General features: G+C 72.2%; 12 protein-coding genes and 2 pseudogenes. 6 read left to right on the forward strand and 8 right to left on the reverse strand.

The features are described from left to right. Positions 1 to 12: 12 nt before the first annotated feature. Positions 13 to 885: an SDR family oxidoreductase gene (locus tag ABZY45_RS27095; RefSeq protein ID WP_356743869.1), complete on the forward strand. Its 873-nt coding sequence runs from the start codon at positions 13 to 15 to the stop codon at positions 883 to 885. A gap of 208 nt (positions 886 to 1,093) precedes the next feature. Here ABZY45_RS27095 and ABZY45_RS27100 read toward each other — a convergent pair. Together ABZY45_RS27100 and ABZY45_RS27105 are read right to left on the reverse strand one after the other, a co-directional pair. Further along, positions 1,094 to 1,249, reverse strand: a pseudogene (locus ABZY45_RS27100) (aldehyde dehydrogenase family protein); the annotation flags it as partial. Next, positions 1,249 to 1,476: a hypothetical protein gene (locus ABZY45_RS27105; protein WP_356743870.1), complete on the reverse strand. Its 228-nt coding sequence runs from the start codon at positions 1,474 to 1,476 to the stop codon at positions 1,249 to 1,251. The pseudogene ABZY45_RS27100 and the gene ABZY45_RS27105, both read right to left, overlap by 1 nt. Here ABZY45_RS27105 and ABZY45_RS27110 point away from each other — a divergent pair. The 3 genes and pseudogenes from ABZY45_RS27110 to ABZY45_RS27120 form a co-directional block, all read left to right on the forward strand. Next, on the forward strand, positions 1,475 to 1,678 hold the full coding sequence (locus ABZY45_RS27110; RefSeq protein ID WP_356743872.1) for a helix-turn-helix domain-containing protein: 204 nt from the start codon (positions 1,475 to 1,477) through the stop codon (positions 1,676 to 1,678). The two genes, ABZY45_RS27105 and ABZY45_RS27110, sit on opposite strands and share 2 nt — an antisense overlap. 333 nt (positions 1,679 to 2,011) lie before the next feature. Beyond that, positions 2,012 to 3,424, forward strand: coding sequence for a family 2B encapsulin nanocompartment shell protein (locus ABZY45_RS27115; protein ID WP_356743874.1), 1,413 nt, complete (start codon positions 2,012 to 2,014; stop codon positions 3,422 to 3,424). Between the two features lie 108 nt (positions 3,425 to 3,532). Next, positions 3,533 to 3,631 (forward strand): annotated as a pseudogene (locus ABZY45_RS27120) (SAM-dependent methyltransferase); the annotation flags it as partial. A 133-nt stretch (positions 3,632 to 3,764) separates the two neighbouring features. Here ABZY45_RS27120 and ABZY45_RS27125 read toward each other — a convergent pair. The 3 genes from ABZY45_RS27125 to ABZY45_RS27135 form a co-directional block, all read right to left on the reverse strand. Beyond that, positions 3,765 to 5,585 carry a VWA-like domain-containing protein gene (locus ABZY45_RS27125; protein WP_356743876.1) on the reverse strand — a complete coding sequence of 607 codons (1,821 nt, stop codon included), beginning with the start codon at positions 5,583 to 5,585 and terminating at the stop codon, positions 3,765 to 3,767. After that, positions 5,582 to 6,643, reverse strand: coding sequence for a MoxR family ATPase (locus ABZY45_RS27130; protein WP_356743878.1), 1,062 nt, complete (start codon positions 6,641 to 6,643; stop codon positions 5,582 to 5,584). Before ABZY45_RS27130 ends, ABZY45_RS27125 begins: the two co-directional genes overlap by 4 nt. A gap of 237 nt (positions 6,644 to 6,880) precedes the next feature. Then, positions 6,881 to 7,756 carry an NAD(P)-binding domain-containing protein gene (locus ABZY45_RS27135; protein WP_356743880.1) on the reverse strand — a complete coding sequence of 292 codons (876 nt, stop codon included), beginning with the start codon at positions 7,754 to 7,756 and terminating at the stop codon, positions 6,881 to 6,883. A 189-nt stretch (positions 7,757 to 7,945) separates the two neighbouring features. Here ABZY45_RS27135 and ABZY45_RS27140 point away from each other — a divergent pair, with 189 nt between their 5' ends. Together ABZY45_RS27140 and ABZY45_RS27145 are read left to right on the forward strand one after the other, a co-directional pair. Further along, positions 7,946 to 10,003, forward strand: coding sequence for an ATP-binding protein (locus tag ABZY45_RS27140; RefSeq protein WP_356743882.1), 2,058 nt, complete (start codon positions 7,946 to 7,948; stop codon positions 10,001 to 10,003). Between the two features lie 111 nt (positions 10,004 to 10,114). After that, on the forward strand, positions 10,115 to 11,554 hold the full coding sequence (locus ABZY45_RS27145) for an FAD-dependent oxidoreductase (protein WP_356743884.1): 1,440 nt from the start codon (positions 10,115 to 10,117) through the stop codon (positions 11,552 to 11,554). Between the two features lie 353 nt (positions 11,555 to 11,907). Here the strand turns inward: ABZY45_RS27145 and ABZY45_RS27150 are convergent, their stop codons facing one another. From ABZY45_RS27150 to ABZY45_RS27160, 3 genes are all read right to left on the reverse strand, one after another. Then, positions 11,908 to 13,419, reverse strand: coding sequence for a hypothetical protein (locus ABZY45_RS27150; protein WP_356743886.1), 1,512 nt, complete (start codon positions 13,417 to 13,419; stop codon positions 11,908 to 11,910). 164 nt (positions 13,420 to 13,583) lie between these two features. Continuing rightward, entirely contained in the window at positions 13,584 to 14,132 is a 549-nt protein-coding gene (locus tag ABZY45_RS27155) for a GNAT family N-acetyltransferase (protein WP_356743888.1), read from the reverse strand. Beyond that, positions 14,129 to 16,360, reverse strand: coding sequence for a protein kinase (locus ABZY45_RS27160; protein WP_356743890.1), 2,232 nt, complete (start codon positions 16,358 to 16,360; stop codon positions 14,129 to 14,131). Before ABZY45_RS27160 ends, ABZY45_RS27155 begins: the two co-directional genes overlap by 4 nt. Between the last annotated feature and the right edge of the window lie 228 nt (positions 16,361 to 16,588).

The raw sequence follows: 16,588 nt of genomic DNA on the forward strand, positions 1-16,588 counted from the left end.
CAGGGAGTTCCGGTGGGCGCTGACAAGCACGTTCTGCGAGACCGCACCGTTGTGGTGACCGGCGCCGCCCGAGGGGTGGGGGCAGCGGTCGCCGGACGACTGGCCGAGCGTGGTGCCCGCGTCGCACTGCTCGGGCTGGAGGAGGAGGTGCTCGCCGAGGTGGCCGCCGGACTTCCTACAGAGGCCCACCACTGGCACGTGGACGTGACGGACGACGCCGCGATGAGGGACGTCGCGTCGGCGGTACGCCGCCGGCTCGGCCCCGCCTCGGTCGTGGTGGCGAACGCGGGGGTGGCCGACGGCGGTCCCTTCGCCGACTCCGACCCGGCCATCTGGCGCCGCGTGATCGAGGTCAATCTGATCGGCAGTGCCGTGACGGCGCGGACGTTCCTCCCCCAGCTGCTCGACACCCACGGCTACTACCTGCAGATCGCGTCCCTGGCGTCGATCGGTGCGGCGCCGATGATGAGTGCGTACTGCGCCTCCAAGGCCGGGGTGGAGTTCTTCGCGCACTCCCTGCGCGCCGAGCTGGCCCCCAGCGGGGTGGGCGTGGGAACGGCGTACCTCAACTGGATCGACACGGACATGATCCGCGACGCCGATCGCTACGCCGTGCTGCGTGAGCTGCGGGCCCACATGCCCCCGCCGGCACGGAAGGTGTACCCGGTGGGGCAGGTGGCCGATGTGCTGGTCGGCGCTGTCGAGCGACGCGCGCCCACGGTGTACGTCCCCGGGTGGCTGCGCGGGGTACAGGCCGTACGCGCTCTGCTGCCGGGCCTGGTCGCACGGGTGGCCCGGCAGGAACTGATGCGCTCGGAGTTCACCTCGACCGGCCTCCTGGGCGCGGGCGGGCGGGCCGCCGCGGCCTCGGGCCGGGACACCTGAGCGGGCGACGCCCCGGCGCCGGGCGTCCGGGTCACGCCTCCGGAGGCGGAGCACGCGGGGCCGCGGCGCGGACGGTCCGGGTCACGCCTCGGGAGACCGTCACGCGTGCCCTTCCGACGGGCCCAGATCACGATTGCCGGGGCGCTCTGCCCGTCGTCCCACCTGGTCCGTGCCGGGCGGGGCGACGGGAGCCGTCGGGTTCCTGCGGTCAGAGCGACGTCATGACGTGCTTGATCCGGGTGTAGTCCTCGAAGCCGTACGCGGAGAGGTCCTTGCCGTAGCAAGCCTTCTTGAACCCCCCGTGCGGCATCTCGGCGACCGGGGCCATGTGGGGGTTGATCCACACACAGCCGAAGTCGAGCTTCACCGCAGGGACGCCCGCTGCTGCCGGGCGTGCCCACCCCCGGCCCCTGCGTCCTGCCCGCTTCCGTCGACGCCCCACCGACGGTGCCGGGCGGCTTCGTGCTCCCGGTGCCCGCGCCCGGCGGACCGGCGGGATTCCTCGTGGCGTACGAACGCCAGGGCGCCCAGCCCGCCGGACTCGCCGCCGTACAGCACATCGCCACCGTGGCGGCGCTGGCGGCTGGCCATGGTGCGCAACGAGCGTGAGGTGCTGCGCCGCGACCGCCGCACGGAGACAGCCGCGACCGCGCTCCACATCCACCCGGACACCATCGCCTACCGGCTGCGCCGCTTCGGCACCCTCGCCGACCGCGACCTGACGTCGACGAGCGCCCTGGCCGAGGTCTGGCTGGCGATCCAGGCGGCGGGCGCACTGGGCCTCACGGACTGACCTGGGCTCCCGCGTGAGGCCGCTTCGCGGCCATCGCGAACTGGAGCGCTCGGGGGCGCTCCAGGGGCCCTTCGCGGGCGCTCAGGACGGGCCGGGTCGTGAGAGGCGCGCGCTCGCCCACCCGCTTTCCAGCCGCTACCGGGACAAACATCAGGCGGACGCGATCATCGTATCGAGTTAATGTCGGCAACTTTCCTTGGTGCGGGGGCCGAAGGGGCCATTAGTGTTCAACTGGATCTGGACGGATTCCCCTCCAGATACCCCCTATCCCTCCCTTTGCCCGAGGGTGCCCATGTTTGCGCCTCACCGCCCTGACCAAGGAGAGCGTGCCCGATGACTGTTGGCTCGACCCCGGAAGTGCGACCGGAGCCGCCCCGCCAATCCAGCCTGAGCACGACGGCTGCCCGCAAGCTCGCCCACACGGCCAAGTCCGCCCCGCAGATGCAGGAGATCACCTCTCGCTGGCTGCTGCGCATGCTCCCCTGGGTGGAGACCCAGGGCGGGGCCTACCGGGTGAACCGTCGCCTGACCTACACCGTGGGCGACGGGACCGTCGAGTTCGTCCAGGACGGCGCCCACGTCCGGGTGATCCCCCGTGAGCTCGGTGAACTGGCCCTGCTGCGCGGCTTCGAGGACGTGGAGGTGCTGTCCGCCCTCGCCGACCGGTGCGTCCAACGCGACTTCCGCGCCGGGGAGACACTGGTCGAGCGTGGGGCGCCGGCGGACAAGCTCCACCTGATCGCCCACGGACGCATCAGCCGTACCTCCGTGGGGAGTTACGGTGACGAGGTCGACCTGGACGTGATCGCCGACGGGGACCGGTTCGGGGAGAACGCCCTGCTGGACGAGGACGCTCGGTGGGACCACACCGCCACCGCCGAGACCTCGGGCACACTGCTCACCCTGTCACGGCCCGACTTCGCGGCCGTGCTCTCCACGGCTCCGACCCTCCAGGCCCACGTCGACGCGTTCTCCTCGCTCTCCCAACAGCGGCAGAACCATCGCGGCGAGGCGGAGATCGCGATGTCCGCCGGCCACCTGGGCGAGCACCAACTGCCCGGCGCCTTCGTCGACTACGAACTGAAGCCGCGCGAGTACGAACTCTCCGTCGCCCAGACCGTTCTGCGGGTGCACACGCGGGTCGCCGACCTCTACAACGGGCCGATGGACCAGACCAAGGAGCAGCTCAGGCTCACGATCGAGGCGCTGCGTGAGCGCCAGGAGCACGAGCTGATCAACAACCGGGAGTTCGGTCTGCTCCACAACGCCGACTTCAAGCAGCGCATCCAGACGCACTCCGGGCCGCCGACCCCGGACGACCTGGACGAACTGCTCTGCCGTCGCCGCGGCACCAAGTTCTTCCTCGCGCATCCCCGGACGATCGCGGCGATCGGGCGTGGCTTCAACGCGCGCGGGGTCTACCCGGACCATGTCGACCTGGGCGGCCAGCAGGTCCCGGCCTGGCGCGGGGTCCCGATCCTCCCCTGCAACAAGATCCCTGTCACGAAGGAGAAGACCAGCTCGATCCTCGCCATGCGTACGGGCGAGGAGAACCAGGGTGTCATCGGTCTGCGCCAGACCGGGCTGCCGGACGAGTACGAACCGGGGCTGTCCGTCCGTTTCATGGGCCTCGACGAGAAGGCGATCACGTCCTACCTCGTCAGCACGTACTACTCCGCCGCCATCCTCGTGCCGGACGCGGTCGGCGTGCTGGAGAACGTGCAGATCGCCAACTGGCCCAGGTAACGCGCCCGCTCGAAGGGGCCTGCGCGACGACCCTCAAGCCTTCCGGGTTGGTCGTGCATGCCCCGGAAGGGTTCGGGACAGCCGCAATCCACCAAGGAGTCACGCATGGCCACGTCGTCGCTGGGCACGGGGGTCGAGGACGCGTTCATCAGCTCCTACAGTGACGAGTCCTTCCAGTACCTCCTCATCGCGGCGGGCCGGGTCTGACCCACTGACCGGGTCGGCCCGCCCCGACGCGCGCTTCGGGCGGGCCGTCCCCGTGCTCGTATGTCGAACTTCCCGGGCCCTTCCCACCCGGCGCCCGTGACCGGCGGACCGTCGCCCCGGCGCCCACCGGGCATCAGCTCAGCCGGAACACCGGCCCCTGCGGTGTGAACGGCAGGCCGGCGCCCTGCGGGATCAGGAAGGCGTGCTCGCGCCGGATCCGCAGCGTGTCGCACCGGCCGTCGGTGATGACGAGCACCGGGGCCGCCGCGGGGAAGTCGTCCGCCCTCCGCAACAGGTCGATTCCTGGCTGCAGTTCGGTGCCGCCGCGGCCACGCACCCGTACCCGGCCCGCGATCTCGGCCGGGTGCAGGTACCCCGCGTCGTAGGGCGCGGCGTCGCAGAACACCACCCGCACCGCCGGTACGTCGCGTGCCTCCGCGTACGAGGCGATCGCTCCAAGAGCCTTGCCGAGCAGGGTGCTGTTCATCGAGCCGGAGGTGTCGAGTACGACTCCGAACGTGCAGCGGACCGTCTCCTCGGGTGGGAAATACCTGCCCGCCCGCGGGATGTCAGGGGTCGACGCCTGCCGGCGGGCAGGGCGGGCGTAGGAGCGGACGGCTTCGGGCCGCGGCACGTACTCGTCGAACCAGCGGGCGAGTCGCGCGTCCCACGGCACGGGCGGGTGGGCGAGCGCCCGGATCTCCTGGATCAGCCCGGCGGGCAGCAGGCCTCGCTCGCCGTACTGGTGGAGGTCGAAACCCTGGAGCAGGCCACGCCGGTAGAAGCCGTCGAGGTCCGTGTACGGGCGGGCACCGGCGTGCGGCACCGGCTCGCCGAGGATGTCACCGACCCCCTTGCCCCGCAGGGTCGCGAGCCTCCGCCGGCGGCGCAGGTCACCGGCGATCCGGTCGTACACCTCCTCCGCCGACAGATCCCGCAGCTCCGGGTCGTACAGCACGCCTTCGGGCATGTCGCCGACGCGCATCTGGACGAGCCAGTCGTTGACGACGTAGTCGGCGGCGACGTTGAAGAGGAACGGGTCGCGGCCACCGCGGCGTTCGCCGTGCCGCAGGGCGGCGTGCAGCATCTCGTGCGCGAGGACGAAGCGCCACTGCTCGTCGGTGAGCGGGCGCAGCGGGTTGACGTATATCTCCCCGGCGGCGGAGCTCACCGCCGCGATCGCGATGCCCTGCGCACGGGCCAGTTCCTCGTCGGCCACGACGGAGAGCCCCGCAGCGAGTCCGCCCAGCAGGGGGTAGGAGGACACGAACCAGTTCAGGGCGCGGTCCCAGGGCTGCAGCGGAGCCAGTTCACCGGTCTCCCGGTCGCGGCGGCCTCCCGCCGTGTCCATGGCGGCGGAGACACTGCGGGTGAGCGCGCGGGCGAAGGCGGTCTCCCAGTCGGGGACGGCGGAGTTCCACGCGTTGAAGATCGTGAGGATCTGGTCCGGATGCCCGCCCGCCGTGCCGCACTGCTCGTAGGCGGCAGGGATGCCGTCGCGTCGCCAGCGGGCCGCGAGCTGCTCCTCGTCACCGGCCGGGTATGCCGTCGGCAGGTGGTCGGGAGGACGGCCCATCGGGAAGGTGAGCAGGAAGCGGTTGACGACCGTGCAGCGGGCCGCGAGCGCGTACCGGTCGGGCTGCACCCGCGGATCGTCCTTGGACGCGGGCACGTGGCCGAAGCCCAGATGCAGCACGCAGTGGGCAAGAACCCAGGCCCATTCGGCGGGCTCCGCGCGCTTCGTGGGGTGCACGTGGACGATGCCGCCGGAGGTGACCGCGGCCAGTCCCCCGGGCGGTGTCAGGGAGCATCCGGTCTTCCGGCAGACGGAGAACGTCAGCGCGCCGAAGGCCGGGTTCCGGTTGAGGAGCACGAGGCCCGCCGCGAACGCCTCGGCGGCCGGATCGGGCTGGTCGCCCTTGCCCTTCCCGCCCTTGCCCGCCGTCGTCCTCACCGCCGGGCCTCGACGAGCCGGGGCATGTCTCGGGCCGCCTCGACGAGGAACCAGGCAGGCAGCACGGGCCGCCCGTCGGCGTCGTCCGCGATCACGGTCTGCGCGACCTCGACGGAGATCTCGGCGAGGCGCACGAGCAGCGACTTGGCCCGGTAGGCGGTCTGCCGCATCGACTCGGACACGTGTTCCTTCTGCCGGGGGAGCTCCTTCACCAGCCGTCCGCGGAACGCCTCGGCCAGGTAGTACAGGAGATCGCGGTCCTCGAGCCGGGTGGGCCAGGAGGCCTCGCCCTTGAGGATCGCCTCGATGCCGAAGGTGTGGCGCACGATCTTCGCGTAGCCGCAGAAGGAGACCGCGTGCGCGGGCGTCAGCGTGCCGTGCACGACGACCTTGAGCGTGTCCTCGTCGATGTCCGGGCCGAAGGAGTGCAGGGCGTCGGACAGCATGTGCCAGGAACGGGGCGTGGAGAACGGCTCCTCCGTCTTGGGCGGCTGCGACCACAGGTGGTCGGGGCGGTCGGTGACGTAGTCCGTCACCCAGGGGTGGATGCCGTTCTCCCCCGCCCAGACCAGCCAGTCCGCGGCGGAGGCCCGCAGGTGGACGTGGGTCAGTCGGTTGACCAGGGCGGAGGCGACGGGCCTCGCGAGCGCGTTGTCCGTCGCGCGGTTGCCGGCCCCGATGACGATCGAGCCGGCGGGGAGCTCGTACGAGCCGATCCGCCGGTCCAGGATCAGCGAGTAGAAGGCCTTCTGGACATCGGGGGTGGCGGCGTTCAGCTCGTCGAGGAAGAGGCAGTACGGCTCGTCGCGCGCGATGCTCTCCGGCGGGCAGAACACCGAGCGCCCGTCACGGATCTGGGGTACGCCGATCAGGTCCTCCGGGGCCAGCTGCGTCCCGAGGAGACTGACGCACTCCAGGCCCAGCGACTCGGCGAAGCCGCGTACGAGCGAGGACTTGCCGATACCGGGCGCTCCCCAGATGAACACGGGCCGCACGGTGGCGAGTCCGAGCAGCAGATGGGGAATCCGGGCGGGGGTGACGGTGACAGCGGCCTGCACGCGGAGGTGTCCCTTCGGGACGCGGAAGATGGAACCCGCTCAGTATGGGAGGCCTCCTCCGGCTGTCGCAGCTGAATTAACGACCGTGGCCAAGGGCCGGTGTCCGGGGGCATCCGCCCTGTCGGCCCGCACCTGACGAAGCCTCTCGGCGCCACCGCGGCACCACTCGGTCCACGGCCCCGCACCGTCGCCCGCAGTCGCCCGGGGGCAAGGCGCGACCCCCGTCCGCGCGGGTTCCTAGCCCGGCTGCTTGATGCTCTCGATGATGCGGGCGAAGCCCTCCTCTCCGTGCCCGGCATCGATCTGGCGCTGGACGAGCCGCTGGACCATGCTGACCACCTCGGTGCTGATGCCCTGGCCGGAACTGGCGGCCAAGAGGTGACCGAGGTCGGAGAAGTGAAGACTCTGCTGACCTTCCACGGTGTAGTCCCCACCATCGATGACCGCGGCGAACTCTTCGAAGGCGCCGGTCATGGCGGTCAGCCACGGAGCGGCCCTGGCGGCGAACTCACCCGCTGTCACTCCGGCCGGGGCGACCATCGCGGCACCGTGCATGAATCCCGCGAACATGACGTACATGCCGGCGAGCAGAGCGAGGTCGTACAGGGACGCGAGCCCGGCGTCCTCACCGAAGTAACTGCTGTCTCCCCACAGGTCGAGCAGCGGCCTGTACTGCTCGAAGACGTCGGCTGATCCGCTGTAGAGGACCGACGCCCCGGCTCGGCCGATCATCTGCGGTACGGCCATGATGCCGCCGTCCAGATACGCGACTCCCGCGCGGGCGGCCCACTCGGCCAACTCCCTCGACTGGGAGGGCGATGTCGTCGTCACGTTGACCAGGGTCCGTCCGGCAAGTTCGCCGGAGAGCGGATCGAGCACCTCATGGACCGAGGCGTGGTCCAGCAGGCACACGATCACCAACGGCCCGGCCCGGACCGCGTCGCGGGCCGTGTCGGCGGCCCGGGCGCCCTGCGCGACGAGGCCGTCCGCCTTCCCCGGTGTGCGGTTCCAGCATGTGGTCGCGTGACCGGCCTTCAGCAGGGCGCCCGCGAGCGCGCTGCCCATCGCCCCCAGCCCGAGAACACTCACGTGGACGCTGTTGTCGGTTGTCATTTCCGGCTCTTCTCCCTCGTGTTCGTCCTTCGGATCGATCCTCACCGCAGTCGGCGGAGTTGACCAGTACGGACTAATTGGTCGGGTACGCACCTGTGAGTAAGCCATGGCCCCTGATCGTCCAGCACGAGCCGTCCCACTCCTGGGCGCTCCCCCACGCCGCTCACCGCGAGCTCCTAACCTCATCCCATGAGCAGCGATTCGGGCAGTCTGGCGGAGCGGCTGAGGTGGGCGCGGGAACGGGCCTTCGTGGGGCGTCGTGAGGAGCTCGCGATGTTCCGCGATTCCCTCTCAGGAGTCGCGGGCGCTCCGGCCGTTCTGCATGTGCACGGCCCCGGCGGGGTCGGCAAGTCGACCCTGCTGCGTCGTTTCGCGGACGAGAGCCGGGACGCCGGGCGCCCTGTGGTCGAGGTGAACGGACGGCTGATCGATCCGTCCCCCAGCGGCTTCCGGGCCGAGGCGGCTGCGGTCGGCGCCGCCCCGGACACCGTGCTCCTCGTCGACGCGTTCGAACACTGCCAGGGGCTGGAGGGCTGGCTGCGCGATCGCTTCCTGCCCGCGCTGCCCGACCGGGCCCTGGTGGTGATCGCCGGACGGGAAGGCCCCAGCCCGGCCTGGAGCGCCGACCTCGCCTGGAGCGAGGCGCTGGCCGTGGTCCTGCTGTCCGACCTGGCCCTGGCGGACGCCGAGCGACTGCTCGAACTGCGGGACGTGGCACCCGCCGTGCGGGATCAGGTACTCGCCTTCGCCGGGGGGCACCCGCTCGCCCTCAGCCTCGCCGCGGGTGTCACGGCGCACCGCGAGGACACGGGCTGGGCGCCGACGCCGGAGGTTCTGACCGCGCTGCTCTCACAGATGGTCGGAGAGGTGCCCTCCGCGGAGCACCGGCTCGCCCTGGAGATCGCGGCGCATGCGATGACGACCACCGAGGGACTGCTGCGGGTCGTGCTCGGGGCCGAGCGGGGCGCCGAGCTGTTCACCTGGCTGCGCCGTCTGCCGGTCGCCGACTGGGGCCGGCAGGGTATGTTCCTGCACGATCTCGTCAGTGACGCCGTCGACGCCGACCTGCGCTGGCGCGATCCGCAGGGATACGAGGAGATGCACCGCCGGGTCGGCCATCATCTGCTCGCCCAGGCGCGCACCGCGTCGCCGGCGGAGGCCCTGGTGGCGATCCGCGAGCTCAGCTACCTCAAGCGGTACGGGCCCATGGGCGAGTACTTCCAGATGCGCCGCGAGGGCGATTATCACGAGGACGTCCTGCGCCCCGCTGACCACGACGCCGTACGGCGGCTGATCGCCGAGGCCGAGGGGCCCGAGTCCGCCGCGATCGTCGGCTTCTGGCTGGAGCGACAGCCGGAGGCGTTCTGGATGTACCGCGATTCCGCGACCGGCGAGCCCGTGGCGTTCATGACCTGGCTGCGGCTGTCCGAGCCCCGGCCCGACGAACTCGCCGCGGACCCGGTCCTGGCACAGGCGTGGGAACACACCCTGCGCACCGGCCCGTTGCGGCCGGGCGAACACCTGCTGCTGGCCCGGTTCCTCATCCACCCGCCGGCCTACTACGAGATATCCCCGGTGCTGCATCTGATGCAGCTGCGCATCTGCGCCGACTGGATCCGCTCCGGGGCTCTCGCCTGGTCGTTCATCATCAGCCCGTTCCCGGAGCAGTGGGAGACCCTGATGGAGCACCTTGGGCACGAGCAGGCCACCGCTCTGCCCTGGCACAACGGACACACCTACACCCTCTTCGCCTGCGACTGGCGGGTCACCCCGCTGTCGATCTGGTTCGACCGCACCCAGCCGGGCGCCCTGACCGAGACGCCCACTCACCCCGCCGGTACCGGCGGTCCTGCCGCCCCCCTGGCCCGCGTCGACTTCGACGCCGCCGTACGCGACGCGCTGCGTGACTGGCACCGGCCGGACGCGCTCGCGTCCGGCCCGCTGTGCGGCACCCGGATGGTCACCGGCCAGCCCGGTTACGCCGCCGAGCACGCCGGGGCGATGCTGCGGGATCTGCTCACCGACGCCGTGGACGCACTGCGGGCAGATCCGCGGGACGCCAAGCTCCACCGGGTGGTGGCCACCACCTACTTCCACCGGGTGCCGGGCCAGACGGTGGCCGCCGAGCGGCTGGGCCTGCCGTACAGCACCTACCGCAGGCATCTCCAGCGTGGCTGCCAACGGGTCTGCGACATCCTCTGGCAGCGGGAGACCGTCGGCCTGCCGATTCCCGCGCCGCACGTCTGACGTGGAACTGAGCACCGAACGGACAGCAGGTGAGCACCGAACGGACTGGTGACTGAGCAGCGGTCGACGCCAACGTGGCCTCCGACGGACTGAGGTTCAAGGAGGCTTCGAATGCCGGGACGACCGGAACAAGACGTGATCGTGATCGGCGCGGGACCCGTCGGACTGGCGACGGCGCTGTCGCTGGCCGGGCAGGGACTGCGTGTCACCGTGCTGGAGCGTGACGCGGACACCGTCGGGGAGGGCCCGGACCTCGCCGACCGCGCGTGGGAGCAGTGGCCCAGGCCAGGCGTGACGCAGTTCCGCCAGCCGCACATCCTGCTGCCCGCAGGGGCGGCGCTGCTGCGGTCACGGCTGCCGCAGGTCGTCGAGGCGCTGGAGGGGGCGGGTCCGCTGCGGCTCAACATAGCCGGTCCCGTACGGGAGTTGCCGGGCATGGGCGGGACACGGGACGGTGACGAACGCTATGACACGCTCACCGCGCGCCGGCCCGTCCTGGAAGCGGCGTTCGCCACGGCCGCCGCGGCCACGCCGGGGCTGGAGGTCCTCCGGAGCACCGAGGTGACCGGCCTGCTCACCGGGGCCGAAGAGCTCGAAGGGCGCCCCCGGGTGACCGGGGTGGTGACCCAGGACGGCGAGGAGTCACGCGCCGCGCTGGTGGTGGACGCAGGCGGCCGGAACTCCCCTGTGTCCGCGCTCCTCGCCCGGCTCGGGGGGCCGCCGCCCGCCGGCGAACGGGCCGAGGCCGGCTTCGTCTACTACGCGCGGACCTTCCGGGCCCCCGGTGGCGCGCCCGCCCAGCCCGACTGGCCCCTCGTCCACCATGAGGGCGTCTCCACCATCGTGATCCCCGCCGACCACGACACGTGGTCCGTGTGCCTGGTCGTCTCCAGCCGCGACCAGGCTTTCAAAGCCCTGCGTGAGCCCGCAGCATGGGAGCGGGCGGCACGAGTGATCCCGGAACTGGAGGGCCGGATCGAGGGCGAACCGATCACCGGGATCCAGGCCATGGCCGGCCTGCACAGCCGCATCCAGCGAACGGTGGTGGAGGGACAGCCGGTGGTGACCGGGCTGGTCCACGTCGGCGACGCCTGGGCCTCCACCGACCCGCAGTTCGGACTCGGCCTGTCGATGGGGCTGTTCCACGCCGCCGCACTCGGCGACGTGGTCGCCAAGACCGGGCTGTCGGACACCGTCGAACTGGCGCTGCGCTTCGACGAGGTGACCGAACAGACGCTCACACCCGTCTACGGACGGCTGCGTGAGTGGGACCGGCACCGGCTGGCCGAGATCGACGCCGCCGTCGCCGGACGCCGCTACGAGACGGACGACCCGGGCTGGAATCTCACCAACGCGCTGGACGGTGTGAAGCTCTCCGACCCGGACGTCCTGCGGGCCATGACCGAGGTGGCTTGCATGCTGGACACCCCGGAGAACGCTTTCGCAGCCCCCGGCCTGGTCGAACAGGCACTCGTCCTGAACGGCGGACCCGACTGGACGTGGCCGGGCCCCTCCCGCGCAGAGGTACTGGCCGCGGTGGAGGCCGGGTAGCACGATCACGCCCCCCGCGCCCGTCCGGGGAGCACGATCACGCCCCCCGCGCCCGTCCGGGGAGCACGATCACGCCCCCGTGCCCGACCGCGGAGCACATGCCTGGGGTTCTTCGCCGGGTCCTGCCACCGAACGCGGTGGCCGGACCCGTCGGCACCGTGCACATCACGCATCCGAGGCGTACGCATGCCGAGCATGCTCGCCGGGCCGGTCCATCGCGCGTCAGCCGTCGTGGGTGCGGTGCCCGTGGACGAGGTCGGTGGTCGCGGTCCATGGTCGAGGTCGACGGCGTCCATGATCACGCAACCTGGTGTCTTCCTCGCTCCGGCGAAACCCCGCCGGTCGGCGGGGTTTCACGGCAGACGCTTCGCCATCTCCTCCACCGGAAGTGCCGGGTTGGCCGCAGCGGCCTCCACCACCTCCTGGTCGTCGTCGGCGAGGAGCCCGACGATCGACCTTACGGGCAGATGGGGGTGACGGGCGGCCACGACGCGGGCCCGCTGGTCGCCGAGGCAGGCTTCCAGGGCCCCGGCCGGTGCCGCGGGATGCTGCGCGATGACACGCAGCGCCCTCCGGCCGGGGGGCAGTTGCGTGGCGAGGTCCGCCAGCAGCCCGGGCGGGGCGCCGGGGTTGGCTGCCACCTGGGCCGCGACCCGCACACCGTGCCGTTCCACCAAGGTGCGCAGCTGTGTCTCGGTCAGGCCGGGGTGCGGGGCGATGTTCTTGAGCACCTTGGCGTCGCGGTCGCCGGCCAGCATGTCGCGTACGCCCGACGGGAGGTCGCGGCGTGCCGCCACGAGCATCCTGACCGCCGGATCCGGGGAGGCGGCCAGCCGTGCGACGTCCTGGACCGACGCACGGGCGATGCACGGCAGCAGGGCGGTGCCCACCTTGATGCGGCTCGCCAGTCCGCCGAGCAACTCCTGTGGCAGGTGGGGGTGGTGCGCGAGTTCCCGGCGTACTGAGGGGTCGATGTCGGCTGCGAGCGTACGCATGACCTCCTCGCCGATCGTGGGGTTCCTGGAGAGGGCCGAGCGGACGCCGGGGGACGGGTCCTCGGCCAGGAGCCGGCAGACCTCCGGGGGAAGCCCCGGCCGCTCGGCGACACGCGCGCGTATCCACCACACGGGATCACCGGCGAACCGTACGGCCGCGGCCACCGGTACGGCCGGATTCCGCAGTGCCCTCTCCCGCATCCGGAGCACCGTCGACCCATGGGTCCCGTCACACGCCGCGCCCGGCAGCAGTTCGCAGTCGGTACGCGGGCATGCGGGCGGGTGGACGAACGGGATCGGCTCCCGGTCGCAGACCGAGCAGTGCAGCGCCGGTGGCAGTCCCTGCCCGGTGAGCAGTGCCTCCAGGACCTCCGCGGGTGTCGCCTCGTTGTCCGCCACGGCGGAGCGGACGTCGGCGTGCGGATGCCGGGCGAGCCGGACCGTCACGTCGGCCGGAGCCCACAGGGCGAGCTCCACGACGACTTCGACGTCCGGGTCCTCGACGAGCGTATCCACCACGTCGGGCGGCAGCCCGGGGCAGGCCGCCAGTCTCACCCGGCGCCGCACGTCCGCGTCCCCGGCGAAACGCCGCGCCCACTCCCCCGGCCCCACGCCTGCGTCGAGGAGGGCCAGCGCCGCCTCAGGCAGCAGGGCAGGATCGACCTGTTCCACGGTCAGCGTCCCCTCGTGGGCCAGGAGGACGGCCGTCTCGGGAAACCGTGCGACCAGGGCGGACACCTGGGCCGGGGCGAGGTCGGAGCGGTGCGCGAGCTCCCAGGCGATCTCGTCGTCGGCCGCTTCGATCAACCGGCCGATGAGTTCCGGCGGGAGGGACGGGTTGGCGGCGAGGCCGGCCTGCACTGCGTTCACGCCCTGACCCTGCCGCAGCCAAGGCCGGCAGCGCCAGTGAGTTCGGCCGGACCTCCGGCACCAGCAGCCCGGGCCCGCTTCCCGTCACCGTGGGAACGTCGCACAGGACGGGGCACGCACTCCCTGCATGCGGGTACGCCGGTCCCTACGGCCCGTGTGCGAGATCAGCCGGACGGCGCGGCCGGAGCCCGCACGCCGAGCCACTGCTCGGCGCCGTACTCCTCGAACCGCTCCACCTCGGTGAACCCCAGCCGCTCCGCGAGACGCATCGCGCGGCGATTGGCGGTCCGGGTGCGGAGCACGACGGGCTCCCCGGGGGACTCCTGGGCGAACCAGTCGAGTACCGCTGCACACGCCTCGGCGGCGTACCCACATCCCCACGCCTCCGGCAGGATCATGTAACCGAGCTCGGCCGCCCCGGCGCCGGAAGGGGCCTCCCCCGGACGCCCGGCATCACTCCGGTCGATCGAGACGGTGCCGATCATCGCACCATCGGCATCGATGACGAAGACACCGGGGCGGCGCCCAGGTACGTCAGGCATCGCACGTTCGAGCTCCTCGCGCGGCCGAGGGCCACCCAGGTAGGTGTGCACCTCCGGCGACGCGAACAGCTCGACGAACGCCGGGCGGTCGCGGGCTTCGGACGGACGGAGCACGAGCCGCTCGGTCCGGATCGGGGCGGGTGGCCAGGCCATGTGTGCGAGGTGGGTCATGACTGCGGCGGCTTCCGTGCGTCGAAGGCGAACAGGGTGTTCTCGGCCGCGGCCACGATCAGGGCACGCCCCGCGACGGTCACGCGCGGGCCGGCCCCCTGCTCACCCGTCAGCCCGTCGGCCTGCGGGTCCGTGGCCCACAGGAGCGCGCCGTCGTCCGGCGACAGCGCGACCACCCGGCCTGAGGCCGAACTGAAGTACAGCGCGCCCGCTCCCGCGACAGGACCCGAGGCGCCCTCCACGCTCGTCTGACGCGACCACTTCTTCCTGCCCGTGACGGGGTCGAGCGCCGTGACGAGGCCGGTCTGCCCGCTCACGTAGACGGTGCCGTCCACCATGCCCGGCGTCCCCGCGTAGGTCTCGGTCAGCCGGGAGTACGTGACCTTCCGCGAGGAGGGGTCGACCCGCGCCACGCCGTCGTAGCCGGCCAGCGCCGGTCCCTCCCTGTACTCCTGGAGGAGCACGAGCCTGCCGTCGGCGACACCCATCGGCACGGCGGGGCCGTCGACCGCGATGGGCCTGCCCAGGGCGCCCGAGGTGCTGTCGATCATGTACAGGACGGGGCCGGCCACCTCCAGGGCATCCATCTCCGCGTCCGTCGCGCACATCGCGGCGAGCCGGTCCCCCACCGGCACGGGCGCGCATCGCGTACCCGTGGGGAACGACGCCGTCCAGACGACGTCGCCGCTGTGCGCGTCCCGTGCCTCGAAGCGGGAGTTGGACGCGTCGACCGTCACGACGGAGGAGCCGGCCACCACGGCGTCCCGGGTGCGGCCCGTGACGGCCGTCGACTGGGCGCCGGACGGCACGGACCACAGCTCCCGGCCGGTGTCCGCGTCGAGCGCCACCACCTCGCTGGGAGGGTCCTGCGGGGCGTCCTCCGCGGCGAAGCGGTAACCGAGCACCGTGTCGTCGGTGGCGCCCACCAGGTGCATGCCCTGGACGGGGACGCCGGGGCTCTTCGCCGTCCAGACCCGCGATCCGTCCCCGGCCCTGATGCGTGCCGCGACGACACCCCCGCCCCCGCAGAACAGCGCGTCCCCGTGCGTGACGCAGCGCAGTTCGTCGGGGATGTCCTCGCGCCCGCCCAGCACGGTCGTGCGCCACGGCCGGAAACCGTCCGGGAGTGCCGGGCCCGGCGTCGCGACGACGCTGTCGCCCTTGTCGCCACCGCTGTCACCCCCGAAGCCGCCCGCCTGCAGCGCGGTGACTCCTCCGCCGATCGCAGCCACCGCGACCGCGGCCGCCAGCACAGGGCGCCACCGGCGCCGCAGACGACGGCCGATGGGGGCGCGCGCATCCCCCGTACCGGAACCGGCCGGTTCGCCGGGCGCGGGGGTGGCCGGCCTCGCGGGATCGTGCTGGGTGACCGTGTCGCGGGTGCGTCCGGCGCCGGCGCCGTCCGCACCGGGCCCACCGAGGTCGGCCGGCAGGTCCCGCAGCAGCACGAGGAGTTCGTCCGCCGACGGGCGTCCCTCGGGCTCCTTGGCCAGGCACGCCTCGACGACCTCGCGCAACGCCACCGGCACGGCACCCAAGGTCGGTTCCTCGTGCACGACCTGATAGGCGGTCATGTAAGGGCTGTCCGCGTCGAACGGCCCGTGGCCCGTAGCCGAGTACACCAGCAGCGTCCCCAGCGAGAAGACGTCGGAGCGCGGTCCGACGCCACGGGGCGCCTGCAGCTGCTCAGGCGACATGAAGGGTGGCGTACCGATGACCCGCCCCGTCATGGTCAGCGTCTGCTGGTCCACGGCGCGCGAGATGCCGAAGTCGATGACACGCGGACCCTCCGGCGAGAGCACGACGTTGGAGGGCTTCAGGTCACGGTGGACGACCCCGACGCGGTGGATGTCGCGCAGGGCCTCCGCGAGCCCGATCGCGAGCTTGCGCAACTCCGCCCCGTCCAGGGGGCCCTGCGCGGCGATGCGCTGGCTGAGCGTGGGCCCTTCGATGTAGGCCGTGGCCATCCAGGGCTGTTCCGCCTCAGGGGCGGCGTCGACCACGGCGGCGGTGAAAGCACCACTCACCCGCCTCGCCGCCGCCACCTCCTGCCGGAAACGGATGCGGAACTCGTCGTCCCCCGCGAAATGCTGGTGGATCAGCTTGACCGCGACAGGCCGCCCCGAACTCGTACGGGCCAGAAAGACCGTGCCCATGCCACCCGAGCCGAGCCGCGCCTCGAGCGGATAGCCGCCGATCTCGGCTGGATCACCTGCGCGCAGCGACACTCTTCCCGACCTTCCGTTCCCCGGGCACCTCTGCCGCCACGGGCCTGCATACCTGTCCTGCACACAAACTAGTCGCAGGGCGGTGCGGCGGAGCAAAGCGGGTGACGACCAGGGATCCTCCGGGGCCGCTCTCCGTGCCGAGCGGGCCGGAGCCCGCCACGCGTTGCCGCCTTTTCGGAACCCAAGACTGTCATGACCCTGGCGGACCACGCGCTCTACCCGCACAAT

It is taken from the genome of Streptomyces sp. NPDC006516 (assembly GCF_040611875.1).
Classification (GTDB): Bacteria; Actinomycetota; Actinomycetes; order Streptomycetales; family Streptomycetaceae; genus Streptomyces.